Source organism: Hornefia porci, assembly GCF_001940235.1.
In the GTDB taxonomy this organism is placed as follows: domain Bacteria; phylum Bacillota; class Clostridia; order Peptostreptococcales; family Anaerovoracaceae; genus Aminicella; species Aminicella porci.
On the sequence record NZ_MJIE01000001.1, the window covers coordinates 330,240 to 354,438 of the forward strand.

Here is a 24,199-nt window from a genome sequence, read left to right on the forward strand (position 1 = left end):
CCACGGATGGCAGAATCTGTCAAACCTAAATTTAAGAACCCTCAGCTGTCTGAAATAAGAAATTCGCGGCTACAGCTGTTCAAGATCCTCCTGGTCCAGGATTTTAATTCCCGCCCGGCTCAGGGCTCTGCGGCCTCCCTCGACGTCACTGACCTTGAGAATGATGTAGGCTTCATCTCTGTGCTTTGTCGTAAAGGCGTAGGTGTACTCTACATTAATCTCGGCGTCCTTCAGCGCGGCAAGGATATTCACCAGGCTGCCCGGCTCGTCCCTGATGGCGATGGCCAGGACGGGCGTAGCTTTGAAGATGTAATCCTCCGCCTTCAGTACCGTGGTCAGCTCGTAGTTGTCATCGACAATCAGGCGCAGGACGCCGTACTCGGAGATCTCTGCAAGGCAGAGGGCTCTCATGTTGATGTCGTTCTTCTTCAGAAGCTCTGTGAATTCGTACAGTGCTCCCGGTCTGTTTTCCAGAAATACGGAAATCTGTTTTACATCCATTCTTTGTACCGCCTTTCGTTAAATGTGACGTTTGTCAATGACACGTTTTGCTTTTCCTTCGCTTCTGGTTATCGTTTTCGGGGCTACCAGCCTGACGTCAACGTAGATGCCGAGCATGGATTTCAGCGCGCCGATCAGCTGCTTCTCGCGTCCCTCCATTTCGGACATGGAGTCTGAGAACATTTCCGGCGTCATCTCCACCTGCAGCTCCAGCCTGTCGCTGTTATTCTCCCGAGTGACGATGATCAGATAGTTCGCCGGATATCCTTCATTCATCAGGACGGTCTCAATCTGGCTCGGGAAGACGTTGACTCCCTTGACGATCAGCATGTCGTCGGTCCTGCCCATCAGACGCGACATCTTGGCCAGCGTTCTGCCGCAGGAGCATTTCTCATGACTGAGAACCGTAATATCCTTTGTTCTGTAACGGATCAGAGGGAACGCGTCTTTGTTGATGCAGGTGAAAACCAGCTCGCCCTTTTCTCCGTCCGGAAGAACCTTTCCTGTTTTCGGATCAATAATTTCCGGAATGAAATTATCCTCGTTGACATGCATTCCGGACTGTTCACTGCACTCGAAGGAAACTCCAGGACCGGAGATTTCGGTTAGACCATAGATGTCATAGGCTTTGATGCCGAGGCTGCTTTCGATGTTGCGGCGCATTTCCTCACTCCACGCCTCCGCGCCGAAAATGCCGGCCTTCAGACGGATCTGATCCCGCAGGCCCCTCTCGTTGATGGATTCAGCCAGATAAGCCGCGTAGGAAGGTGTGCAGCAGAGGATCGTGGAACCGAGATCTGTCATAAACTGAATCTGGCGGTCTGTGTTTCCGGAGGACATGGGGAGCGTCAGGCAGCCGACCCTGTGGCTTCCGCCGTTGAGCCCCGCTCCTCCGGTGAACAGTCCGAAGCCGTAGGAAACATGGCAGACGTCGTCCTTTGTTCCTCCCGCGGCTACAATCGCACGGGCACAGCAGTCCTCCCAGACATCGATGTCATGCTGGGTATAAAAGGCGACGACCCGTCTTCCCGTGGTGCCGCTTGTGGACTGGATGCGGACGCTGTCCCGGACAGGGCGCGCCATCAGCCCGTAAGGATAGCATTCCCGCAGATCGTCCTTGGTCAGAAACGGGAGCTTGTGAAGATCCTCGATTCCACGGATGTCTCCCGGCTCTACGCCGGTTTCCTGCATTTTCTTTCTGTAATATTCCACATTTTTATAAACGCGCTTCACCGTGTCGACCAGACGCTCATTCTGCAATGCGGTCATCTGGTCCCGTGACGCGGTTTCGATATCCGGCTGATAATAATTTTCCATTCGCGTGATTTTCCTTTCCTTGAGTATCTGTTCCTGAGTATCCATTGAATTGTACGCCGCGGCGCTGCTGACGGCAGTCTGTCAGAAGCACCCGTCAGATCCGGCGGGGACCTGATGGCGGATACTATTTAAAGTATTCGACAGCGGAGCGGAACATTTTCATGTCGTAACTGCCCGGCACATTTTTGTAGAGGTTTCTGCCGATTCTTTCCGCGTGTCCCATCTTCCCGACCACTCTGCCGTCCGGCGATGTGATGCCTTCGATAGCATAATAGGAGCCGTTGGGATTGTACTGGATGTCCGAGGTTACATTCCCGTCCAGATCCACATACTGGGTCAGAATCTGTCCGTTGTCCGCCAGCTGCCGGATCAGTGCTTCAGGCGCGATAAATCTGCCCTCTCCATGGGAAATCGGCACATTATAGATTTCTCCGGCGCTGACGTTTTTCATCCAGGGCGATTTATCGGAGGCCACACGGACGCGGACGATCTTGGACTGATGGCGCCGGATTTCATTAAATGTCAGCGTCGCACAGTTTTCATCGGTGTCCACGATTTTTCCGTACGGAACCAGCCCCAGCTTGATCAGTGCCTGGAAGCCGTTGCAGATTCCCAGCATCAGGCCGTCCCGTCTCTCCAGCAGCTCCGTGACCGCCTCCTTGATTTCCGCATTACGGAAGAAAGCGGTAATGAATTTCCCGGATCCGTCCGGTTCGTCTCCGCCGGAGAAACCTCCCGGGATGAAGATGACCTGGGAGCGGCGGATCCTGTCCGCGAATTCTTCAACGGACGCGGCGACAGCATCTGCGGTAAGGTTGTTGATCACAAAGATATCAGGGTCTGCGCCCGCGTCGCGGCAGGCCTTTGCGGAATCGTATTCGCAGTTGGTTCCCGGGAACACCGGAATAAGAATCCGGGGAGCCGCGGAACGCACCGTCGCATGGAGAGTTTCTTTTCGTTCAGAGGTGAAAGCTTCCAGGCGGTTTGCCTCCGGCGTGATGTTGCATTTGTAGACAGGTTCAAGCTTCGATTCGTAAGCACCGAACAGCTCGTCGAATCCGAGACTTTCCGCACCCTTCCGGATTACAGGCTCCGCAATCGTTCTGCCGATCTCGAAGATATTGGCGTCCTCCACAGAAACCTCGCCTCCGTCGATTTCCAGCAGGAGGGAACCGTAGTGATAGCCGAAAATATCCTCCATGGTCAGAGAATCCGCGTACTCAAAACCGATCCGGTTGCCCATGGACATTTTCATGATCGCTTCGGCAACGCCGCCGTATACAGGTGTGCAGGCCGCTTTAACGATGCCGGTATCCATGAGCTGTCCCACTGTCCGGTACAGTGCTTTCAATGATTCTCCCGTGGGCAGACCGTTGTCGTCATATTCCGGAGTTAACATAATAATTTTATCGTCTGCGCTCTTGAATTCCGGGGAAACGATTCTCTCTGCTCTGTCTGTAGTGACCGCAAAGGAGATCAGTGTCGGCGGAACATCGATATCTTCAAAGGTGCCGCTCATGGAGTCTTTTCCTCCGATGGCTGCTGCGCCGAGATCCTTCTGCGCGCGGAATGCTCCCAGAACGGCGGCCATGGGTTTCCCCCAGCGCTTCCCTTCACTGCCCGGTTTTTCAAAGTATTCCTGGAAGGAGAGGTAGACATCCTTGTACGTCGCGCCTGTCGCAATCAGCTTCGATACGGATTCCACGACCGCGAGGTATGCGCCGTGGTACGGGCTCGCGCTGGAGATATCCGGATTGAATCCCCAGGACATGATGGAACAGGTATCGGTGTGCTCTTTTTCCATAGAAATCAGATTGACCATGGCCTGAATCGGAGTGCGCTGATATTTTCCGCCGAAGGGCATCAGCACAGTTCCCGCGCCTATGGTAGAGTCGAATTCCTCCGAAAGTCCGCGCTTGGAGCAGACGTTCAGATCCGCGGCGAGCGCTTTGTATTCCTGAACAAAATCCGATCCGACTTTTTTTGCGAAGTCGTCATGCATCGGAATCTCGATATCGATATGCTTTTCCGCGCCGTTTGTGTCGAGGAACGCCCTGGAAATGTTCACAATCGCTTCTCCGTTCCAGTACTCGCGCAGATAAGGTTCGTCCTTGACAACCGCAACCCTGGTGGCTTCCAGATTTTCCTGATGGGACAGCTCGATAAAGCGGTCTGCATCCTGCTCTGCCACGACGACGGCCATCCGCTCCTGAGATTCTGAGATCGCCAGTTCGGTACCGTCAAGTCCGTCGTATTTCTTCGGCACCCGGTTCAGATCGATTTCAAGACCGTCTGCCAGCTCGCCGATGGCGACAGAAACGCCGCCCGCGCCGAAGTCATTGCAGCGCTTGATCATCCGGCTGGCTTCCGGATTGCGGAAGAGTCTCTGGAGCTTGCGTTCCTCCGGAGCGTTCCCCTTCTGAACCTCCGCGCCGCAGGTTTCCAGAGACTGAAGTGTGTGCTTCTTGGAGGAGCCCGTCGCACCGCCGCAGCCGTCGCGTCCGGTCCGTCCTCCCAGCAGAATCACGACATCACTGTCGACTGGGCGTTCCCTCCGCACATTCTCTGCAGGCGCCGCAGCGATGACCGCGCCTACCTCCATTCTTTTTGCGACATATCCCGGATGATAGATTTCATCGACCTGTCCGGTTGCAAGACCGATCTGGTTTCCGTAGGAGCTGTAGCCGTCAGCGGCCGTCGTAACCAGCTTACGCTGGGGAAGCTTGCCCGGAAGAGTCTCGGAAACCGGTCTGAGGGGATCTGCTGCGCCGGTGACGCGCATCGCCGCATAGACATAGCTTCTTCCCGAAAGCGGGTCACGGATCGCGCCGCCGATGCAGGTGGCCGCGCCGCCGAAGGGCTCGATTTCCGTCGGATGATTGTGAGTCTCGTTCTTGAAGAGAAGCAGCCATTTTTCTGTGCGCCCTTCTGTCTCCACATCGATTTTGACGGTGCAGGCGTTGATTTCTTCAGATTCGTCAAGCTTCTCCATCATGCCGCGGGACTTCAGATATTTAGCCGCCAGAGTTCCGATATCCATCAGAGTTACAGGTTTCTTTCTTCCCAGTTCCTCCCGGGTTGAGAGATAGTCCTCATAGGTCTTCTGGATCTCCGGATCCTCGAAGGTCACATGATCGACGGTCGTATTAAAGGTCGTGTGACGGCAGTGATCGGACCAGTAGGTGTCGATGACGCGGATCTCGGTGATGGTCGGTTCTCTGTCCTCGGATTTGAAGTATTCCTGGCAGAATTTCAGATCCGCCAGGTCCATCGCAAGCCCGCGCTCCTCCAGAAACTTCCGGAGCGCGTCTTCGTCCATTGCGTTAAAGCCCCGGATGGTCTCCACCCGGGTGGGAATTTCGTATTCCATCTTCAATGTTTTGAATTCCTCCAGCGAGGCTTCTCTGGCCTCTACCGGATTGATGACATATTTCTTTACGGCCTCCACATCCGCATCAGTGAGGTCGCCGGTCAGAATATAGACTCTGGCGGAACGGACCTGAGGACGTTCTCCCTTTGAAATCAGCTGGATGCATTCCGCAGCGGAATTGGCCCTCTGGTCAAACTGGCCGGGAAGGTATTCCACGGCAAAGACTTTGTCGCCGTCCGCAACACGCAGACCTTCGCTGACATCATCTACCTGCGGCTCGGAAAACACCGTGCGCACCGCGTCCTCAAACAGATCCTTTGACAGATTTTCAACGTCATACCGGTTTACGACGCGCACATCCTTCAGTCCGTCGATCTGAAGGAGACCGGAAATCTCTTTGCGCAGAGACTCCGCCTCGCTGGCAAAACGCTTCTTCTTTTCCACATAAATTCGATAAACCATTATTTCCCCTCCAGTGCGTTCAACGCTCTCTGTCCGATGTCTCCGCGGCAGAAGCCGTTATCGAACCGGATCTTTCTGACTGATGCGTAAGCTCTGTCAATGGCTTCCCGGAGATCTCTCCCCCGTTCCGTCACGCCCAGAACACGGCCGCCGCTGGAGCGAAGCGTTCCGTCCGCGTCTCGCTCGGCGCCGGCGATATATACATTTGTGACATCGGAAGGAATTTCGATGGGAAAGCCCTTCTCATAGGATTTCGGATATCCTTTGGACGCCATGACGACGCAGCAGGCGGCATCCTCCGCAAAGGACACGTCCGCATCAGCCAGCGTGCCGTCCGCGACATGGAGCATGATCTCGAAGAGATCGCTGTCAAGCAGCGGCAGAACCACCTGTGTTTCCGGGTCGCCGAAACGGCAGTTGTATTCGATGACCTTCGGACCGTCAGCGGTGAGCATGAGTCCGAAGTAGAGGCAGCCGGAAAAGCTGCGCCCCTCTCTGTTCATCGCGATCATGGTGGGAAGGAAGATCTCTTCCTCGCACTGTCGTGCGATTTCCTCTGTGTAATACGGGTTCGGCGCGACAGTTCCCATGCCGCCGGTGTTCAGCCCTTTATCTCCGTCCAGAGCGCGCTTGTGATCCATGGAGGAGACCATGGGGATCAGCGTTTTTCCGTCGGTAAAGCTGAGTACCGACACCTCCGGACCTTCCAGAAACTCTTCAATGACGACGCGGCTTCCGCTTTCGCCGAACACCTTGTCCTCCATCATTTCGCGAACCGCCTGTACGGCGTCTTCGCGGGTTTCCGCAATGATAACGCCCTTCCCCTTCGCCAGACCGTCTGCCTTGACGACAACCGGAATTCTGCAGTCTTCTATGTAATGCAGTGCGTCGTCCATCTCCGTGAAGATTTCGTACTGAGCGGTCGGAATACCGTATTTCTTCATCAGATCTTTGGCGAAGGCCTTGCTGCCCTCGATGACCGCCGCATCTCTGTTCGGTCCGAAGCACGGGATTCCTTCCGCCTGCAGCAGATCGACGCAGCCCATGACCAGAGGATCATCCGGCGCGACGATGGCGAAATCGATCGCGTTCTCCGTCGCGAATTTCACGATGCCGGGAAGATCCTCCGCGCCGACGCCGACACATGCAGCGTCCTCCGCGATGCCTCCGTTCCCCGGCAGTGCGTAAATTTCGTCAACCTTCGGGCTTTCCTTTATTTTCTTTATGATGGCGTGCTCTCTTCCTCCGCCGCCGACAACCATTACTTTCATCGCACAACCTCCTCGTATCAGTGATGGAACAGTCTCATGCCGGTGAATACCATGACCATATCATATTTGTCGCAGGTTTCAATCACATTGTCATCCCTGATGGAGCCTCCCGGCTGCACCACGTAGCTGACTCCGCTTTTGCGGGCGCGCTCGATGTTGTCTCCGAACGGGAAGAACGCGTCGCTGCCCAGTGTCACTCCGCGGATGGCGCTGAGATAAGCCTTCTGCTCTTCTCTCGTGAAGGGCTGCGGCTTTTCTGTGAACAGTGTTTCCCATACGCCGTCCCTCAGCACATCCTCGTACTCATCACCGAGATAAACGTCGATGGTGTTGTCGCGGACCGGGCGGGAAATCTCCTCCCGGAACGGAAGGCCGATGACTTTGTCAGACTGACGCAGATGCCAGAAATCAGCTTTGTCTCCCGCCAGTCTCGTGCAGTGGATGCGGGACTGCTGCCCGGCGCCGACGCCGATGGCCTGACCGTCCTGCACATAGCAGACGGAATTGGACTGGGTATATTTCAGTGTGATCAGTGCAATGACCATGTCGCGCTTCGCTTCTTCACTCAGCGCCCTGTTCCGGGTCACGATTTCGGTGAAATCGTCCTTCGAGACTGTGTAATTGTTTCTGCCCTGCTCAAAGGTTACGCCGAAGACCTGTTTGCGCTCCGTTTCCGCCGGTCTGTAGTCCGCATCGATCCGGATGATGTTGTAATTTCCTTTTTTCTTGGATTTCAGAAGCTCCAGAGCCTCATCGGTATATCCCGGCGCGATGATGCCGTCGGAAACCTCGCGTTTAAGGATTTCCGCGGTTGTACGGTCGCATACATCGCTGAGTGCGACAAAATCGCCGTAGGAGGACATTCTGTCCGTTCCCCGGGCTCTTGCGTAGGCCGTCGCGATCGGCGAGTCGTCCAGTCCTTCGATGTCGTCCACAAAGCACGCCTTCTTCAGCGTATCGCTCATGGGAACTCCCACTGCCGCGGAGGTCGGGCTGACATGCTTGAAGGAAGCCGCCGCCGGCATTCCCAGGCTCGCGTGGATCTCATGCACCAGCTGCCAGCTGTTGAAGGCGTCCAGAAAGTTGATGTATCCCGGCCGACCGTTCAGAATCGTCACAGGAAGATCGCCGCCGTCCTCCATATAGATTCTGGCGGGCTTCTGGTTTGGATTGCATCCGTATTTCAGTTGAAATTCTTTCATTTTTCCTCCCATTTGTTGATCATGCGGCTGACTGCCGCGCCTGTCGCGATATCGGTATACCTCACATAGAGCGAGATTTTGTTGTCCTCATTAAGACCGGTCCAGATCTCTCCGGCGAAGGCGTCGATGTCCTCCGGCACAGTAATCCGTTCCGGCTCTCCGCAGAAGGTGGGGATCGGGTTTCCATCCGTCATATATGTATGCAGGAAATGTCCCTGCCCCGGAATGCCGGGATACTCGAAGAAGTACCGGCTGCAGGCGCTGCCCGCCGCATCGGAGCTCTTCAGAATGCTCATTCTGTACCGGAAACCGTCCTCGAAATCGAGGAGGCCTGAGATCCGCGGCGTCCAGTTGGGGCCGTCCGGCTCGAAGCTTCTGGTACGCAGCGCGTCTTCAAAGGTTCCTCCCTCCCGGAGAAAATCGCGGATCGTATCCGTCTGGTCACCGTTGGTCACAATCAGCTTCTGCCCGACCCGGCGGACAGGATAATAGATGATCAGCGACGGGTCCTCCACTCTGGACGCATCAAAGGGACGGATCATCAGATCCTCTCCTTCTTCCACAAAGATGCGGTTCCGGCTGTTCTCAGATCGTCCCATGATGAAATATGCCGTCACGGCGGTTTCCCCGTCGCCGGTCATTCCGACGGCGATTCCGCGTCCCACATAAGGATTTCCCTCTATATATTCGCGTATCGGTCTCGATTCATACACATTCATTATCGAATTCCTTTCTGTATTTCCAGAGAAATGTCCTCCGTCGCCTTCGGAAGCAGAATCCATTCTGCCTGCTCCATGACCCGCCGCTGCAGGGTTTCGGGCGTATCTCCCTCCTCGACGTTCACTGCCTTCTGTGCTATGATTTTTCCTCCGTCGGGGATTTCGTTGACAAAATGAACCGTGGCTCCGGTCACCTTGACGCCGTACTCCAGAGCCTTTTCATGAACATGCAGGCCGTAGCATCCCCGTCCGCAGAAGGACGGAATCAGAGAAGGATGGACATTGATGATCCGGTCGCGGAAGGCTCCGATAAATTCCGGACTCAGGATCTTCAGGAAGCCTGCCAGAACAATCAGCTGAATTCCGCGGCGTTTCAGTTCCTTCAGCAGAGTCTGCTCGTCCTCCGTCACGAAGGTCTCGATTCCGCTGCGCCGGGCTCTCGTCAGGGCGTAGGCGTCAGGATTTCCGGACGCGACCAGAACAATTTCCCCGCTCCGGAGGATTCCGCTTTTCTCGGCGTCGATGAGTGCCTGCAGATTGGTGCCGCCGCCGGAGACCATCACGCAGATTCTGGTTTTGTTCGCTAACATATAACCACACTTTCCTCCGAGTTCACGACCTCGCCGAGGATATACGCGTCCTCGCCGGAAGCCTTCAGAACGGACAAAGCGCGGTCCGCATCTTCTTTCGCAACGACACAGGTCATTCCGACGCCCATGTTATAGGTGTTGAACATATCCCGCTCCGGAATGCTGCCTTCCTTTGCCAGAAGGTCGAAGATCGGCAGGACGCGGACATCGCTTCTGCGGATCCGCACGCCGACGCCCTCCGGTAGACTGCGGGGAATGTTTTCATAGAAGCCGCCGCCGGTGATGTGCGCGGCGGACTTGACCTCAACCGCATCAAACAGCGCAAGCATCGGCTTGACATAGATCTTTGTCGGCGTCAGAAGCACCTCTCCGAGAGTCTTTCCGTCAAGCTCCCCGAAGGTCCGGTTCAGATCCGTATGCTCCACATCGAATACCTTGCGGACGAGAGAAAAGCCGTTGGAATGAATTCCCGAGGAAGGCAGTCCGATAAGAACGTCTCCCGCCTTGATTTTCGTCTTATCCAGAACCTTAGACCGATCTACTACGCCTACAGCGAAACCGGCAAGATCATATTCGTCCTCCGGGTAAAATCCCGGCATTTCCGCGGTTTCTCCGCCGATAAGCGCGGATTCCGACTGGACGCATCCCTCTGCAACGCCGCTGACAATCCGGGCGATTTTTTCCGGGTAGTTTTTTCCGCAGGCGATGTAATCCAGAAAGAACAAAGGCTTTGCCCCTACACAGATGATGTCGTTGACGCACATGGCGACGCAGTCGATTCCCACAGTGTCATGACAATCCATCAGGAATGCGAGCCGGAGCTTGGTGCCGACGCCGTCCGTTCCGCTGACCAGGACCGGGTCGCTGATACCGTTCATATCCAGATGAAACAGGCCGCCGAAGCCTCCCAGATCAGAGGTGTCGCCGAATGCCATGGTCCGTTTGATGTGCTGCTTCATCAGCTCGACGGATTTGTATCCGGCGGTGATGTCAACACCTGCTTCTTTGTAGCTTTCACTGAAACTCTTGCTCATCTTCTCCTCCTGAAATTATTCTCTGCTGCTGATCTTTCTCTCAAAACGATTTTTATCCCCGTCTGACGGAATCGCCGTCGCATATCTGCCGCTGAAGCATCCGTCGCAGAACCCTTCTCCGGGGGCTGTGCCGATCAGAAGATTCAGGTGATCGATGTTCAGGAAACCGACGCTGTCGGCCCCGATGACGTCCGCGATTTCATCGACCGAATAGCGGCAGGCGATGAGATTTTCGCGGGAGTCGATATCGGTCCCGTAGTAGCAGGGATTTGTAAAGGCCGGTGCAGAAGACATCATATGGACTTCTGTGGCGCCGGCTTCCCGCAGAAGCTTCACGATCCGCGCGCAGGTCGTGCCGCGGACGATGGAGTCGTCCACGAGGACTACACGTTTGCCGCGGACGGTTTCCGAGATCACGTTGAGCTTGATCCGTACCTTGTCCTCCCGCGCCTTCTGCCCCGGCGCGATAAATGTGCGGGCAATATATTTGTTCTTGATAAAGCCGATTCCATATGGAATTCCGGTCTGCCTGGAATAACCCAGAGCCGCGTCGAGACCGGAATCGGGAACTCCGATCACCACGTCCGCCTGAATGGGGTATTCCATTGCGAGGCAGGTTCCCGCGGCAACTCTCGCCGCATGAACACTCTTCCCTTCAATTACGGAATCCGGCCGCGCAAAGTACAGATATTCGAAAATACAGATCTTGTGCGGCGCTTTATCGCAGTGATCCCGGATAGACTGAATGCCTTCCCGGCTGAATACAAGGATTTCTCCCGGATCGATGTCACGGACATATCTGGCGCCCACCGCGTCCAGCGCGCAGGTCTCGGATGCTACAATATATGTTCCGTCATCTCTGACGCCGTAGCAAAGAGGGCGGAAACCGTTTTCATCGCGGACGGCGATGAGCTTGGCGGGCGACATGATGACCAGGGAAAACGCCCCCTCCAGTTTGTCGATGGCTTTGTTCACGGCCTCCTCGATAGAGCCGCTGTGAATCCGTTCCTTTGTGATGATATACGAGATGACCTCCGTGTCACTTGTGGTGTGGAAAATCGATCCCTGAAGCTCCAGCTCAGTCCGAAGCTCATAGGAATTGACCAGATTTCCGTTGTGAGCCAGAGCCATTCTTCCTTTATGGTGATTTACGACGATAGGCTGCGAGTTCAGCCGCTCATTTCCGCCTGTTGTGGAATAGCGGACATGCCCGACGGCCATCTGCCCCTGTCCGAGACTCTCAAGTGTCTGCGGGGTGAATACATCGTTCACAAGCCCTGAGTCCCGATGGTCGGCAAAGACTCCGTCGTCATTCACAACAATACCGCAGCTTTCCTGGCCGCGATGCTGGAGCGCGAACAGGCCGTAATAGGCGGTATGCGCGACATCCTGCGTCTGCGTCCCAAAGATTCCAAAAACTCCGCATTCTTCGTGCAAGCTGCTCATGATTTCACTCCTACTGATTGAATTTTTCTTCGATGGTCTTGTTTTTGCCGAGGACTTTTTCTGCGGCTTCCTTTCTCTGGGCGGCCAGCCGTCCGGCGAGCTCCTCGTCGGTGATGGCCAGCATCTGAGCGGCCAGCAGTCCCGCATTCTTCGCGCCGTCGATTGCAACGGTTGCAACCGGGATTCCGCCCGGCATCTGTACGGTGGACAGGAGTGCGTCCAGTCCGTCCAGGGTCGAGGATTTTACCGGGATTCCGATAACCGGCAGAGTGGTGTTCGCGGCGAGTGCGCCTGCGAGATGAGCCGCCTTCCCGGCAGCCGCGATGATAGCGCCGAAGCCCCGGTCGCGGGCGGACACGGCGAATTCCTTCGCCTCATCCGGCGTCCTGTGGGCGGAAAACACATGTACTTCGTAAGGGACGTCCAGCTCCCGGAGCGTCTCGATCGCCTTTTCCACGACCGGGAGATCGCTGTCGCTTCCCATGATGATTCCGATTTTTTTCATTGATTCTGTACCTCCAAAAAATACAAAAGTATCCGTGTTTAACTTTACCATAGATATTTTTCATCTTCAATATTCGTTCCGTAAAAAACCGTAAAAATGCACACTTCTGCGGATTTCTACTATCCTTTTCCGGCAAAAGACGAACATTTTTCAGGATATGCCGAATTATAATTCGACTTAATGAGAATCCAGATACGACTGGAGGATGATCACGGCCGCCTGCTTGTCGATAACCTTTTTTCTCCTGCTCCGGCTGACATCGGCGGCAATCATGACCTTCTCAGCCTGTACGGTCGTCAGCCGCTCGTCCTGCCAGACGATTTCGATTCCCTTCATGCCGGTGCTCCGCATTTTGTTCTCCAGCATTCTGCGGAAATCACGAACTTTCTCTGTCTGACTGCTGTCTTCCCCGTTCATGGACAGCGGCAGTCCCATCACGATGACGTCGCAGTCATACTCTCTGACATAATCCAGCACTTTGCCGGAGTCCTTCCGGATCCCGACACGTTCAATTGTCGTAACGCCCTGTGCGGTAATTCCCAGCGGGTCACTGACGGCAACGCCGATTGTTCTGTCACCCACATCCAGTCCTATTTTTCTCATCAGCTTATCATTATCCTTTCAGATTTCCTTGTTCCGTTCGTATTTCTTCTCATAATTAAAAAGAGCGAGTGAAAGTACCCGCTCCCGTTCTTAGCAGATCTATTTCTTCAGATATTCCTTCAGGATCTCCTCCAGAAGATCGTCGCGATCAATTCTGCTGATCATCAGCCTCGCATTGTTGTGGCTTGTGATATAGGAAGGATCCCCGGACAGAATATAGCCTACCATCTGGTCGATTCCATTATAACCTCTCTCCTCCAGAGCGTCATATACAGACTCCAGAACCTCCTTGGTCGTCCTCTGTTGTGTCTTAGCAGCGTCAAACATTATAGTCTTCTTGTCCATTTACAAGGCCTCCTGTTCACTGATTCATGAATGAATCGAATCTCTCTAATGCCTATTATACTATGCCAGAAGCTCTTCTGCAACCTTAAATGCTTCAGAAATACCCTCCGGGTTACGGCCGCCGGCCTGTGCCATGTCTGCTTTGCCGCCGCCTCCTCCGCCGACCTTCGCGGCGATCTGCTTGATCATTTTTCCGGCGTGAAGACCGCGGGCAGTCAGGTCATCCGTCAGTGAAACCAGCAGAGTAACCTTTCCGTCGCTGACTGTTGCGAACACCATGGCCGTGTGGTCGCAGGCCGCCCGGATTTCATCGGAAAGACTGCGCAGATCGTTCATATTGTAGTCGCTGAACTGTTTCGTAATCAGGCGGACTCCGTTGATTTCCGCGGCGTCGCGGATCATGGCGTCAAGCCCGCTGTCCATGGCGGCTTTTTTGAATTCCTCAAGCTCGCGTTTTGTATCCCGAAGCTCCGCCACCAGAGCGGCAGCCCGCGCCGCGACCTGATCCGGCCGGGACTTCATGGTCTCGGACACCTCTGCGACCGTTTCCTCCGCCTTCTTCGCCGCGTCCAGAATCCCTGTTCCCGTAACGGCGACGATACGGCGAACTCCCGCGGCAACCCCTGATTCACTCATGATTTTCAGTGCGCCGATCTGTCCGGAATTGGACACGTGCGTACCGCCGCAGAGCTCTACGCTGAAATCGCCGCAGCTGACTACGCGGACACGGTCTCCGTATTTTTCGCCGAACAAAGCCATAGCTCCCATTTTCTGCGCCTCAGCGAAGGAGGTTTCCGTGGTCGTCACAGGGATGAATTCGCAGATCTTCTCATTGACGAGTTGCTCTGTCCGTGCAATCTCCTCCGGTTCCATGGCTGTGAAGTGGCTGAAGTCGAAACGAAGCTCCTTTTCGTTCACAAAGGATCCCGCCTGCTCTACATGTGTGCCCAGGACTTCACGGAGCGCCTTCTGAAGGAGATGTGTCGCCGTATGATTTCTCGCAGTCTTATTGCGCAGCGCGGCGCTGACAGTGCTGCAGACCGTATCCCCTCTGCGGATTACGCCTTCTGTGACGGTTCCTTTGTGGGCGAATATTCCTCTGGACTTCGTCGTATTCAGAATTTCCACGCGACCCTCCGGAGTAGACATAAAGCCTTTATCGCCTACCTGGCCGCCTCCTTCTGCGTAGAACGGCGTCTGATCAAGATAGATGACCGTCTGATCGCCCGCAGTTGCCTCCTGAACGGGTCTGCCGTCCCGATAGATCGCAAGTACGGTTCCGCTGCCGCTGAGAGTCTCATAGCCGCAGAACACTGTTTCCGGAACATCTATGTCCGTGTCGCTTTCTTCCCAGCCCAGCTCTTCCGTATTCTTCCGTCCTGCCCGCGCCGTGTCGCGCTGCTTCTGCATGCAGGCGCTGAATCCCTCCGTGTCGGCGGACATTCCGTTTTCAGCCAGAATTTCCTTTGTCAGCTCCAGAGGAAAGCCGAAGGTGTCGTAGAGGCGGAACGCTTTTTCACCGTCCAGGATCTTCTTGTTCTGACGTTTCAGATCTTCGATATATTCGCCGATAATGGATTCTCCCTGTTCGAGAGTAGCCATAAACTGCCGTTCCTCGGCGGAGATGATGTTTTTGATATAATCCTGTTTTTCAGTCAGCTCCGGATAGGCCTCTCCGGATACGGTGATGACCCGATCCGCGAGTCCGGCCAGGAATCCGCTCTGAATCCCCAGCATACGTCCGTGGCGGGCCGCTCTCCGGATCAGCCGGCGCAGTACATAGCCGCGGCCTTCATTGGACGGCGTGATGGTGTCCGCAATCATGAAAACCATGGACCGCAGATGGTCGGTGATAATACGGATGGAAACGTCCGCTTTCTCGTTGCCGGATTCATAGGGGATTCCGCAGAGCTCGACGACACCGTCCAGGATGTAGCGGATCGTGTCCACATCGAAGATAGAGTCCACATCCTGCATCAGGCACGCGATGCGCTCCAGTCCCATTCCCGTATCGATGTTGGGATGCGCCAGGTCAGAATAACTGCCGTCCTCTTCCTTTGAGAACTGAGTGAATACATGGTTCCAGAATTCGATATAGCGGTCGCAGTCGCAGCCCGGCCGGCAGTCCGGCTTTCCGCAGCCGTATTCCGGTCCCCGGTCGTAGAAAATCTCCGAATCCGGACCGCAGGGACCGAGCCCGATTTCCCAGAAGTTGTCTTCTTTTCCGAGACGGACGATCCGCTCCTCCGGAAGTCCCAGACTCCTCCAGATATCATGGGCCTGCTCATCATCCTTATAGATTGTGGCCCAAATCCGATCCTCCGGCATCTTCAGCACCTCGGTGATGAATTCCCATCCCCAGGTGAGAGATTCCTTTTTGAAATAATCGCCGAACGAAAAATTCCCCAGCATTTCAAAGAATGTTCCGTGGCGCGAGGTCAGTCCCACATTGTCGATATCTCCTGTGCGGATACACTTCTGGCAGGTCGTCATTCTCCTGGAAGGCGGCGTTTCCTGGCCCGAAAAATACGGCTTCAGCGGCGCCATTCCGGAATTGATGATCAGCAGTGACTTGTCGTTTTTCGGGATCAGCGACGCGCTCTTTCCCGGATAATGTCCCTTGCTGACATAAAAATCACGGAACATTTTTCTGATTTCGTTCAAACCTTTCTTTTCCATTTATGTTAAGTCCTCCAAATTAGCGATGATACTGTATTATACATCATTTACCGGTATTTCTCAATGATCCTGATGATTTCCCGCTCTACAGATGTGAAATCCTCCGTTTCAAAGGAATAAATTTTCATTTTCGATTCTGTGCCAGAGGGACGGATCGCCAGCATGCTTCCGTTATCGAGCCAGAACTGGACAACGTCTGCCCGGGGAAGTCCGGTATCCTCCATATAATCGATTTTGCGCACGATCCGCCGTCCGCCGATAGAACTGCCGAATTCGCCGCGGAAATACTCCATAATCTTTTCCATCGCGATGCGGCCGCGCAGCCCCTGGAAGTAGTAGTTCCGGATTTTATCGATGCAGACGCCGTATTCCTCGTACAGCTCATTCAAGCGGTCGACCGGATCCTTCCCGTAGCTTTTGTGAAAGGCCGCCATCTCCACGATCAGCATGGCGCTGCTCACACCGTCCTTTTCACTGATGAACGGGCTGAGCAGATAACCGTTGCTCTCCTCAAAGCCGAAGTAAAAATCCTCCGGCCGGCCTTCCTCCCGCAGTCTGCGGATCAGGTCTCCGATATATTTGAAGCCGGTAAGAGTGTTGACCACCCGCATTCCGTATCGTTCAGCGATGCGTTCACCCAGCGGCGAGGTGACGATGCTCTTCGCGACGATCTGTCCGGGCCTTGGGGGACGGATATGACAAAGGTAATCGAGCAGAAGCACTCCTAGCTGATTGCCTGTGAGCAGCGTCCGCATTCCCTCGTGATAGAGTGCCGCGCCGACACGGTCTGAATCCGGGTCGGTGGCGATCAGCAGGTCTCCTCCCGCGATATCCGCCCGCCGGAAGGCCTCATTGAAGGCCAGTATCTTTTCCGGATTCGGCTGCGGACAGGTGGGGAAATTCTCATCCGGATATTCCTGTGTCCGCACAATCTCAAAGTTCTTATATCCGATGCTCTGGAATACCTGACGGACATATTTTCGGCCGGCGCCGTTCAGCGGCGTGTAAATCGTTTTCAGCTGATTGAGCCTGTCCGGATCGGTTCCGGTCGACAGAGCTGTAATGCTCCGGACGAAATCCTTTCCGATTTCCGGATCCACGGTCAGAACTCCGTCAGCGCTGTAAGGAATCGCATCGAAGAAGTCGATTTTTTCGATTTCGTTCAGGATGCTTTCAGGCTCCTCGCCGACGATCTGATATCCGTCGCTGTTGTAGACTTTATAACCGTTATAGATTTTCGGGTTATGGCTGGCGGTGATCATGACGCCCATGTCGCACTTCAGCGTCCGGATGGCGTAGGAGAGGCAGGAAACCGGCGTCAGCTCCCGGAAAAGCCATGTCCGGATTCCGCTTCCGTTGAGAACCCGCGCGGTCTCCCGGGCATAATAGGCGGAACCCGCTCTGCTGTCATACGCTATTACAGCAGAAGGCGATCGGAACCTGCGGTTCATGTAGTTCGCCAGGCCGGCGCTGGCGCGCCGGATCACAATCCCGTTAATCCGGTTCGGTCCGGGCCCCAGAAGCCCTCTCATCCCGGAGGTTCCGAAGGTGAGATGGCAGTAGAAGGAATCCGTCAGCTCCTCCGGATTGTCCACCAGCGCGCGAAATTCTTCATAATATTCATCGCCCTCGCGGATCTGTTCGCTCCAGCGAATATATTCCCGTTCCGCGTTGCGTGTGATTTCGTTCATATCCATAAACAACATTTTATCACAGCGCGCCATATTATGAAACTGTTTTCCGGGAGAAAAATGCATGACTGTTCCGGAAAAGCGCACGAAAAACACGAAAAAAGAGTGACGCACCGTTTCCCGGATGTGTCACTCCCTCTGTCAGCTGTCCGTCAGATGACCGTTTCTCTTTACAGGCGGGCACGTTATTCCTCGCCGCCCTCCTCATCGTCATCGTCCGCGTTGGGGTCGAATCCCTCCAGACCCTTGTAATGCTTTCCGTTCTTCTGCGCATAATCATAAATCGCGGATTTGATCGCGTGATCCGCCAGCACGGAACAGTGAACCTTGACCGGGGGCAGACCGCCCAACTCGTCGATGATGGTCTTGTTAGTGATTTCCAGAGCCTCCTCGACCGGCTTTCCGATAATCATTTCTGTCGCCATGCTGGAAGAAGCGATGGCGCTTCCGCAGCCGAAGGTCTTAAACTTTGCGTCCTTGATGATATCGTCCTCGATTTTCACCTGAACCTGCATCATATCGCCGCATACAGGGCTTCCGTATACGCCTGTGCCGTCCGGGTTTTCCAGCTCTCCCACGTTTCTCGGATTCATGAAGTGATCCATTACTGTATCATTATAAAGTCCCATATCAGTTCCATCCTTTCTGACTGTTTACTGAGGAAATCTCTCTCAGTCTTTCTACAACCTTGACCAGGCATTCCACTGTGTAATCAATATCTTCCTTTGTCGTAAAATCTCCGACGGTGAAGCGGATCGTTCCGTGTATCATCTCATCAGGCACGCCGATCGCCGACAGCACGTGCGACGGCTCCAGTGACTTGGAGGAGCAGGCAGAGCCTGTGGAAACCGCGATGCCGAAGCTGTCCAGCAGGAGCAGGATCGACTCGCCCTCGATATATTCAAATGTAAGATTGGCGTTTCCGGGATGACGGCGGCTCATATCAGACGGTCCGTTGAGATATACGTCCGGAATTTTTTCCATGATCTGCTGTACCAGATAATCTCTGAGCTCCGAGCAGTGGCGGATGTGATTCTCCAGATTCTGCTTCGCCAGCTCCGCGGCCTTTCCGAATCCGACGATTCCCGCCAGGTTTTCAGTGCCGGCCCGTTTTCCCATTTCCTGGGCGCCGCCGTGGATAAAGCTGGGAATGCGGACGCCCCTTCTTACATAGAGCGCGCCCTCCCCCTTCGGCCCGTAAATTTTGTGGGAAGACATGGACAGCATATCGATGCCTGCCGCCTTCACGTCGATAGGCGTGTTTCCCACGGCCTGGACCGCGTCCGTATGGAACAGAATTCCATGTCTGTGTGCAACCTCAGCCAGCTCTTTGACCGGTTCGATGGTTCCGATCTCATTATTGATATACATGATGCTGATCAGAACCGTATCGTCACGAATCGCCTTTTCCAGCGCCTCCGGCGTGACGGTTCCGTCCTTCTCCACATCCAGATATGTGACCTCATATCCGTTCTTCTCCAGGAACTGGCAGGTGTGCAGCACCGCGTGATGCTCGATTCTGCTGGTGATGATATGACTGCCCTTTCCTCTGTTCTTCATATCGTTGGCGATACTCTCCAGGACCCAGTTGTCGGATTCACTTCCGCCTCCGGTGAAATAAATTTCCTTTGGCGAGGCTCCGATCAGGTCTGCGACCTGCTCTCTTGCCTTATCAATCGCCGCTTTGGATTCAAGTCCAATGGTATATAGACTGGATGCGTTGCCGAAATGCTCGGTAAAGTACGGCAGCATCTCCTTTAATACTTCGTCCCTGACCGGTGTCGTCGCTGAATAGTCGAGATATACTTTTCTGCTCTCCGTCATGTTCTTCGCTCCTTTTCTGAAATAATCTATTTCGTTTATACCATATAACCTCGTTTTCAAACAGTGAATCCATTATTTTAGGCACAAAAAGAGACCGGAACGCCGGCCCCTCAGTCTGTCATGATTTTTTCTTATCGTCCACCCATTCGATGCGATCCAGCTGTGACTTGAGATTTGCCCGGAAGCTGTCGATGTATTCCTCCCGGAGAAGTCCCTGCTCGAGTTTTTCCTCCTCGGTCAGTCCTTCGCTTTTCGCCTTATGAGCCAGTTCGTTAATCCGATCGATTTTTTCTTTTGTGATCATATCCCCCGCCTTATGTTTATGCTGCTGTGATGCTGTTCCCTGCCGGCAAAGCGCTGCGGGGCTCTGCCGGTACAGAACACATTGTATCAGAATGCTTCCGGATTTTCAACATTGATCCGCCAGATGACATAACTGAGCACCTCCGTCGCGGTCGGACGTCTGGTGATCTCTTCAGGGAAATAAGCGCGCAGTCTGTCTTTCATCCGGTCCGGATCCTTCTGCCACGCCGCGGCGATGGCCTTTCTGACGCATTTTTCCACATTGCAGGGAGAAACGTTATTGATTTCTCCGACCATGACGTAAAGACCCTTCTGGATCTGGTAAAGAAGATTCATGTTTTCCCGTATCAAAAGGCAGCAATCGCATAAATAGAGGTAGCCCGTCATGCTGGAATGGATTCCGAGCTCGCGAACATGACGCCCTATCTCGCAATACAGCATACTGTTTCTTTTCTGATTCATGATTGTTCTGTTGATCCTCCCTCAATTCAGCTGCAAATAACTCTGCGCAAACTGCACACACAACACATGATAAATATTACCTCTTTATGTTTAACATGTCAATATATTCTAAATTAGATGGTAATATTTTCCTTCATTTTCTCAAAGGTCTTCTCCCCGATGCCGCTGACATTTTTCAGATCATCGATACGCTTAAACGGACCGTTCTGCGTCCTGTAATCGATGATTTTCTGTGCGGTCGCCGGACCGACTCCGCTGAGCTGCTGAAGAGCCGTGGAATCCGCTGTGTTAATGTTGATTTTTCCGCCCGGAGCGGAGGCTGCCGACGACAAAGAACTTTCCGCGTCGCCGGCGTCCGGCGCGCCTGCGTTCTCGCCCTTCTCCGGGATCTGAATCTTCTGCCCGTCCTTCACTTCCTCCGCCTGATTGAGTGCAGACGTATCCGCCTTCTTCGTCAGTCCGCCGGCTTTTTCGACCGCTTCGAACACCCGGTCACCCGCATTCATTTTGTAGACGCCGGGTCGGGCGACGGCTCCTCCGACGTCCACATAAAGAACGCCTCCCGTGGAAGTCTTCTCCTCGCCTGTTTCCTCCTTCGCGGCCGTGACTCCTTCAGAAACGGTAATTGTGTCATTCTTCTCTTTCATCCCGTAAAACAAAAAGGCGGTGATAATGATCATTATCACCGCTAAAAGCTTTATGGAATTTCTGTTTTCGGTCAGTCTTCGCAGACCCTGCCTGAGTTTTTCCATATCCATATTGCCTGTTCCTTTTCCTGTATTTTTCTCCGTGAATCAGTTCCTGCCTTTTTCGTTTCTTCCATTATTTTACATCCATCGGATCGCATAGTCAAGAGGCAGAATCAGTCTGTTTCGCGTCACGTCAATTTCATACCGTCTGCAGGGAAGCGAGGTGAATTCCAGGAAAGAACGAATGACCAGCTCCGGACTCAGGTTGGATGCGCTGCCGCAGTCAAGCTCCAGCCGGATGCGCAGCTTCCCGCGGCATCCCTCCTCCGGCGTCATCGTCCGGATTTTTTCACGGATATTGACTTCGCGCAGTTCCCTGCTCTTTTTCTGCTTCTTCTGAACCAGAATCTGCTCCTGCTCCAGATAACGTTCCGTCACCGCAGGGAAATCCTCCCGGTAATACGGAACCGGGAAACAGACGGTATAGACGGCTCCGGAGACACACGCCGCCAGAGATTTCTTTTCCTTTATCTCTCCGCACCGGGTGATTTGAATTCCCTCCGGCAGATTTTTCTGCAGTTCTGTCTGAAACCGGTGCGCGCTTACCGGCTCTTCAGTTTCAATCTCCAGCCATTCCGCATCTGCCTCGTAGCCCAGCGAAAGAGGCTGTGCGAGACTCATCCTGGGGTGGGGGTTATATCCCCTGCTGTACTGCAGTTCGATGCCGGCCCGCCGGAACGCACGTTTCATGATCCGCTGCAGATCGAGATGAGACGTGTATTTGATGTAGCCGCGTTTGGAAAATTCCAGCACATATTTAAACATGAGATCCCTCCTGACTGCAGTCTGTATATTGGTTCACGCCGCATCCTGAGCAGCCGGAGCGGCAATCCGCCGTCGTCACCGCCTGCTCTGCCCTCCGATTCTCCCGGAGCAGAAATTCCTTTGTCACACCGCTGTCGATCACATCCCAGGGGAAAACCTCGTCGAGGGATCGCTCCCTCTCTGTGTAAAAACGGTAGTCAACGTCCCAGCTCCGCAGGAGCTCATCCCATTTGTCGCGGTCAAAATATTCACTCCATCCGTCGAACCGGCATCCGGCCCGGTGTGCGTTCAGCAGCAGCTGTCCGCACCGGCGGTCGCCCCGGGCGAACACAGCCTCGCAGGTGCTGACGGCGTCATCGTGGTAATTATATGTGACGCCCTTGATCCGGAGACGTTCCGTCAGATAATCATGCTTCCGCTTGAACTCCTCAGTGGAATTCTGCGGAAACCACTGGAACGGCGTGTGCGCCTTTGGAACAAAGTTGGAAATACTCACGGTCACGCTGAAGCGTCCGCCCCGGCCGGACCGCTTATGAATCGCGATGATATTCTTCGCGATTTCGGCGATTCCGTCCAGATCCGCGTCTGTTTCAGAAGGCAGACCGATCATGAAGTACAGCTTCACATGACGCCATCCGAGTTCAATCGCCTGTTCCACCGCACTGTAGATATCCTCCTCGGTGATTCCTTTGTTGATCACATCCCGCAGGCGCTGCGTTCCCGCCTCCGGAGCGAAGGTCAGACCCGATTTCTTGTACTTCTGAATTTCCTCAAGCACCTGGAAAGAGAAACTGTCCAGCCGCAGCGACGGCAGAGAGAGAGAGACGTTGCGCTCCCGGCAGTACTTTGTCAGGTCCATGGCCAGACCCTCAAAATCCGAATAATCGCTGGTGGAGAGAGACAGCAGCGCCAGCTCGTCATGCCCTGTACGCTTCAGCTGTTCCGCGGCGATCCTGAGAATGTTTTCCCGGCTCCTCTCGCGAACGGGACGGTAAATCATTCCGGCCTGACAGAACCGGCATCCCCGGGTGCATCCGCGGAAGGTTTCCACCACAGCCCGGTCATGAACGGTTTCAATCAGCGGGACGATGTTGTTCACCGGATATTCCGCGTGATTCAGATCACTGACGATCGCCTTGCGTACCCGGTCAGGCGCTCCGTCCCACTTTTTTTTGTATTCGAGAATGATTCCCGACGCATCGTAAACCGGCTCATAGAAGGACGGAACATAAACGCCCGAAAGTCCCGCGGCGCGTTTCAGCGTTTCCTCCCGGGACAGCCCCTGCTTCCGGCATTCACGAATAAGCTCCAGAAATTCCGGAAGCGCTTCCTCTCCGTCGCCGATCAGAAACAGGTCGATGAAATCCGCAAGAGGCTCTGGATTGAAGGCACAGGGCCCTCCGGCAATCACCAGCGGATCCCTCTCGCTCCGGTCATCGGAACGCAGAGGAATTTCTGACAGTTCCAGCATATTGAGGATATTGGTGAACGACATTTCATACTGCAGCGTGAAGCCCAGGAGATCCATCTCCCGGCAGGGAGTCTTTGTTTCCAGCGTGAACAAAGGATAATTCTCCCGGCGCATCAGCGCCTCCATATCCGGCGCGGGCGCAAAAACCCTTTCGCAGCACACCTTTTCCATTTTGTTTACAAGGTTGTAGATGATCTGCAGGCCCATGTACGACATCCCGATCTCGTACATGTCCGGAAACGCGAAGGCGAAACGCAGTTCGGTCTCGGCGGGATCCTTCACGACGATGTTCACTTCATTTCCGATATAGCGCGCCGGCTTCTCCACCTGCTTCAGCAGATAATCCAGCGGAGGACGGAACAGGCTGTCTACAGTACGTCCGATCACGGCCTCGATCTGATCCATATATCTGCGCGTCACTTCTCTGGCCGCCAGGAGGTGCCGCGTCCTCTCCGGATTCTCACCTTTTTTGTGAATCAGGTAATCGACTCTTTTGTCCAGACCCACATACTCATCCTCACGGACGAGGCGGTCGCCGAGACACACGAGATCTGTCTCGCTGATCCGGTTGATATCCCCGAACTTATAAAACATATGGACCCGAACGATTGCAGCCTCATCGTGATAGCCGTCCGCCTCCAGCATGTCTGCCGCGACCTGCTCGTGATGCTCCTGCAGACGCGCGACATCGTGAATAAGACCGGCGTACCGGATCAGTCCGATATCCAGATCATATCCGTGGCGGTTCAGTTCCTCCGCGATTCTCACCGCCGTTTCACTCACCGCCTCGCAGTGAGCGATGACGTGCCGGGGTGTTCTGTATTTCTTAAAATATTCAAAGCAGTCTTTTTCCGTAAGTCGTCTGGACTCTGACATGCCCGACCTCCTCG

At 54.4% G+C, this 24,199-nt stretch carries 21 protein-coding genes; all 21 read right to left on the reverse strand.

Features of this window, described 5'->3' with window-relative positions:
- Nucleotides 1-69 precede the first annotated feature (69 nt).
- The 21 genes from BHK98_RS01420 to BHK98_RS01520 all read right to left on the reverse strand — a co-directional run bounded on the left by BHK98_RS01420 (nucleotide 70) and on the right by BHK98_RS01520 (nucleotide 24,185).
- Nucleotides 70-501 carry an acetolactate synthase gene (locus BHK98_RS01420; protein WP_075711887.1) on the reverse strand — a complete coding sequence of 144 codons (432 nt, stop codon included), beginning with the start codon at nucleotides 499-501 and terminating at the stop codon, nucleotides 70-72.
- 18 nt (nucleotides 502-519) lie between these two features.
- Nucleotides 520-1,818 carry a phenylacetate--CoA ligase family protein gene (locus BHK98_RS01425; RefSeq protein WP_075711888.1) on the reverse strand — a complete coding sequence of 433 codons (1,299 nt, stop codon included), beginning with the start codon at nucleotides 1,816-1,818 and terminating at the stop codon, nucleotides 520-522.
- 124 nt (nucleotides 1,819-1,942) lie between these two features.
- Nucleotides 1,943-5,650, reverse strand: coding sequence for a phosphoribosylformylglycinamidine synthase (locus BHK98_RS01430; protein ID WP_075711889.1), 3,708 nt, complete (start codon nucleotides 5,648-5,650; stop codon nucleotides 1,943-1,945).
- Nucleotides 5,650-6,921 carry a phosphoribosylamine--glycine ligase gene (gene purD, locus BHK98_RS01435; RefSeq protein ID WP_075711890.1) on the reverse strand — a complete coding sequence of 424 codons (1,272 nt, stop codon included), beginning with the start codon at nucleotides 6,919-6,921 and terminating at the stop codon, nucleotides 5,650-5,652. The genes BHK98_RS01430 and purD overlap by 1 nt, the downstream gene beginning before the upstream one ends.
- 17 nt (nucleotides 6,922-6,938) lie before the next feature.
- Nucleotides 6,939-8,123, reverse strand: a complete 1,185-nt coding sequence (locus BHK98_RS01440) for a phosphoribosylaminoimidazolecarboxamide formyltransferase (RefSeq protein WP_075711891.1) — start codon at nucleotides 8,121-8,123, stop codon at nucleotides 6,939-6,941.
- Nucleotides 8,120-8,842, reverse strand: a complete 723-nt coding sequence (locus BHK98_RS01445; protein ID WP_075711892.1) for an IMP cyclohydrolase — start codon at nucleotides 8,840-8,842, stop codon at nucleotides 8,120-8,122. The genes BHK98_RS01440 and BHK98_RS01445 overlap by 4 nt, the downstream gene beginning before the upstream one ends.
- Nucleotides 8,842-9,432, reverse strand: a complete 591-nt coding sequence (gene purN / locus BHK98_RS01450; RefSeq protein ID WP_075711893.1) for a phosphoribosylglycinamide formyltransferase — start codon at nucleotides 9,430-9,432, stop codon at nucleotides 8,842-8,844. Before purN ends, BHK98_RS01445 begins: the two co-directional genes overlap by 1 nt.
- Entirely contained in the window at nucleotides 9,426-10,466 is a 1,041-nt protein-coding gene (gene purM, locus BHK98_RS01455; protein ID WP_075711894.1) for a phosphoribosylformylglycinamidine cyclo-ligase, read from the reverse strand. The genes purN and purM overlap by 7 nt, the downstream gene beginning before the upstream one ends.
- Before the next feature lie 15 nt (nucleotides 10,467-10,481).
- A complete protein-coding gene (gene purF, locus BHK98_RS01460; RefSeq protein ID WP_075711895.1) occupies nucleotides 10,482-11,912 on the reverse strand; it encodes an amidophosphoribosyltransferase in 1,431 nt (476 codons plus the stop codon).
- 10 nt (nucleotides 11,913-11,922) lie between these two features.
- Nucleotides 11,923-12,417 (reverse strand): 5-(carboxyamino)imidazole ribonucleotide mutase, encoded by a 495-nt coding sequence (gene purE / locus BHK98_RS01465; RefSeq protein ID WP_075711896.1) that lies wholly within the window; start codon nucleotides 12,415-12,417, stop codon nucleotides 11,923-11,925.
- Between the two features lie 177 nt (nucleotides 12,418-12,594).
- The gene (ruvX, locus tag BHK98_RS01470; protein WP_075711897.1) at nucleotides 12,595-13,020 is read right to left on the reverse strand and encodes a Holliday junction resolvase RuvX; all 426 of its coding nucleotides are present in this window, start codon (nucleotides 13,018-13,020) and stop codon (nucleotides 12,595-12,597) included.
- 99 nt (nucleotides 13,021-13,119) lie between these two features.
- Nucleotides 13,120-13,365, reverse strand: a complete 246-nt coding sequence (locus BHK98_RS01475; protein WP_075711898.1) for an IreB family regulatory phosphoprotein — start codon at nucleotides 13,363-13,365, stop codon at nucleotides 13,120-13,122.
- Nucleotides 13,366-13,425: 60 nt separating this feature from the next.
- Nucleotides 13,426-16,044 carry an alanine--tRNA ligase gene (gene alaS, locus BHK98_RS01480; protein ID WP_075711899.1) on the reverse strand — a complete coding sequence of 873 codons (2,619 nt, stop codon included), beginning with the start codon at nucleotides 16,042-16,044 and terminating at the stop codon, nucleotides 13,426-13,428.
- Nucleotides 16,045-16,091: 47 nt separating this feature from the next.
- Nucleotides 16,092-17,741 carry a phospho-sugar mutase gene (locus tag BHK98_RS01485; protein ID WP_158024441.1) on the reverse strand — a complete coding sequence of 550 codons (1,650 nt, stop codon included), beginning with the start codon at nucleotides 17,739-17,741 and terminating at the stop codon, nucleotides 16,092-16,094.
- 179 nt (nucleotides 17,742-17,920) lie between these two features.
- Complete coding sequence (nifU, locus tag BHK98_RS01490) at nucleotides 17,921-18,364, reverse strand: Fe-S cluster assembly scaffold protein NifU (protein WP_075711900.1); 444 nt, start codon at nucleotides 18,362-18,364, stop codon at nucleotides 17,921-17,923.
- Between the two features lies 1 nt (nucleotide 18,365).
- Nucleotides 18,366-19,559 (reverse strand): cysteine desulfurase NifS, encoded by a 1,194-nt coding sequence (gene nifS / locus BHK98_RS01495; RefSeq protein WP_075711901.1) that lies wholly within the window; start codon nucleotides 19,557-19,559, stop codon nucleotides 18,366-18,368.
- 118 nt (nucleotides 19,560-19,677) lie between these two features.
- Nucleotides 19,678-19,863, reverse strand: a complete 186-nt coding sequence (locus tag BHK98_RS01500; protein ID WP_075711902.1) for a DUF896 domain-containing protein — start codon at nucleotides 19,861-19,863, stop codon at nucleotides 19,678-19,680.
- 86 nt (nucleotides 19,864-19,949) lie between these two features.
- Complete coding sequence (locus BHK98_RS01505) at nucleotides 19,950-20,324, reverse strand: sporulation initiation factor Spo0A C-terminal domain-containing protein (RefSeq protein ID WP_075711903.1); 375 nt, start codon at nucleotides 20,322-20,324, stop codon at nucleotides 19,950-19,952.
- A gap of 113 nt (nucleotides 20,325-20,437) precedes the next feature.
- Nucleotides 20,438-21,082: a helix-hairpin-helix domain-containing protein gene (locus tag BHK98_RS01510; RefSeq protein WP_083628000.1), complete on the reverse strand. Its 645-nt coding sequence runs from the start codon at nucleotides 21,080-21,082 to the stop codon at nucleotides 20,438-20,440.
- A 69-nt stretch (nucleotides 21,083-21,151) separates the two neighbouring features.
- On the reverse strand, nucleotides 21,152-21,838 hold the full coding sequence (locus BHK98_RS01515; RefSeq protein ID WP_075711904.1) for a TIGR03936 family radical SAM-associated protein: 687 nt from the start codon (nucleotides 21,836-21,838) through the stop codon (nucleotides 21,152-21,154).
- The gene (locus tag BHK98_RS01520; protein ID WP_083628001.1) at nucleotides 21,831-24,185 is read right to left on the reverse strand and encodes a TIGR03960 family B12-binding radical SAM protein; all 2,355 of its coding nucleotides are present in this window, start codon (nucleotides 24,183-24,185) and stop codon (nucleotides 21,831-21,833) included. Before BHK98_RS01520 ends, BHK98_RS01515 begins: the two co-directional genes overlap by 8 nt.
- Between the last annotated feature and the right edge of the window lie 14 nt (nucleotides 24,186-24,199).

Bases quoted from the DNA above. Each gene is read 5' to 3' on its own strand.
- BHK98_RS01420 (WP_075711887.1), bottom strand. From the start codon at position 501: ATGGATGTAAAACAGATTTCCGTATTTCTGGAAAACAGACCGGGAGCA.
- BHK98_RS01425 (WP_075711888.1), bottom strand. From the start codon at position 1,818: ATGGAAAATTATTATCAGCCGGATATCGAAACCGCGTCACGGGACCAG.
- BHK98_RS01430 (WP_075711889.1), bottom strand. From the start codon at position 5,650: ATGGTTTATCGAATTTATGTGGAAAAGAAGAAGCGTTTTGCCAGCGAG.
- purD (WP_075711890.1), bottom strand. From the start codon at position 6,921: ATGAAAGTAATGGTTGTCGGCGGCGGAGGAAGAGAGCACGCCATCATA.
- BHK98_RS01440 (WP_075711891.1), bottom strand. From the start codon at position 8,123: ATGAAAGAATTTCAACTGAAATACGGATGCAATCCAAACCAGAAGCCC.
- BHK98_RS01445 (WP_075711892.1), bottom strand. From the start codon at position 8,842: ATGAATGTGTATGAATCGAGACCGATACGCGAATATATAGAGGGAAAT.
- purN (WP_075711893.1), bottom strand. From the start codon at position 9,432: ATGTTAGCGAACAAAACCAGAATCTGCGTGATGGTCTCCGGCGGCGGC.
- purM (WP_075711894.1), bottom strand. From the start codon at position 10,466: ATGAGCAAGAGTTTCAGTGAAAGCTACAAAGAAGCAGGTGTTGACATC.
- purF (WP_075711895.1), bottom strand. From the start codon at position 11,912: ATGAGCAGCTTGCACGAAGAATGCGGAGTTTTTGGAATCTTTGGGACG.
- purE (WP_075711896.1), bottom strand. From the start codon at position 12,417: ATGAAAAAAATCGGAATCATCATGGGAAGCGACAGCGATCTCCCGGTC.
- ruvX (WP_075711897.1), bottom strand. From the start codon at position 13,020: ATGAGAAAAATAGGACTGGATGTGGGTGACAGAACAATCGGCGTTGCC.
- BHK98_RS01475 (WP_075711898.1), bottom strand. From the start codon at position 13,365: ATGGACAAGAAGACTATAATGTTTGACGCTGCTAAGACACAACAGAGG.
- alaS (WP_075711899.1), bottom strand. From the start codon at position 16,044: ATGGAAAAGAAAGGTTTGAACGAAATCAGAAAAATGTTCCGTGATTTT.
- BHK98_RS01485 (WP_158024441.1), bottom strand. From the start codon at position 17,741: ATGGATATGAACGAAATCACACGCAACGCGGAACGGGAATATATTCGC.
- nifU (WP_075711900.1), bottom strand. From the start codon at position 18,364: ATGGGACTTTATAATGATACAGTAATGGATCACTTCATGAATCCGAGA.
- nifS (WP_075711901.1), bottom strand. From the start codon at position 19,559: ATGACGGAGAGCAGAAAAGTATATCTCGACTATTCAGCGACGACACCG.
- BHK98_RS01500 (WP_075711902.1), bottom strand. From the start codon at position 19,863: ATGATCACAAAAGAAAAAATCGATCGGATTAACGAACTGGCTCATAAG.
- BHK98_RS01505 (WP_075711903.1), bottom strand. From the start codon at position 20,324: ATGAATCAGAAAAGAAACAGTATGCTGTATTGCGAGATAGGGCGTCAT.
- BHK98_RS01510 (WP_083628000.1), bottom strand. From the start codon at position 21,082: ATGGATATGGAAAAACTCAGGCAGGGTCTGCGAAGACTGACCGAAAAC.
- BHK98_RS01515 (WP_075711904.1), bottom strand. From the start codon at position 21,838: ATGTTTAAATATGTGCTGGAATTTTCCAAACGCGGCTACATCAAATAC.
- BHK98_RS01520 (WP_083628001.1), bottom strand. From the start codon at position 24,185: ATGTCAGAGTCCAGACGACTTACGGAAAAAGACTGCTTTGAATATTTT.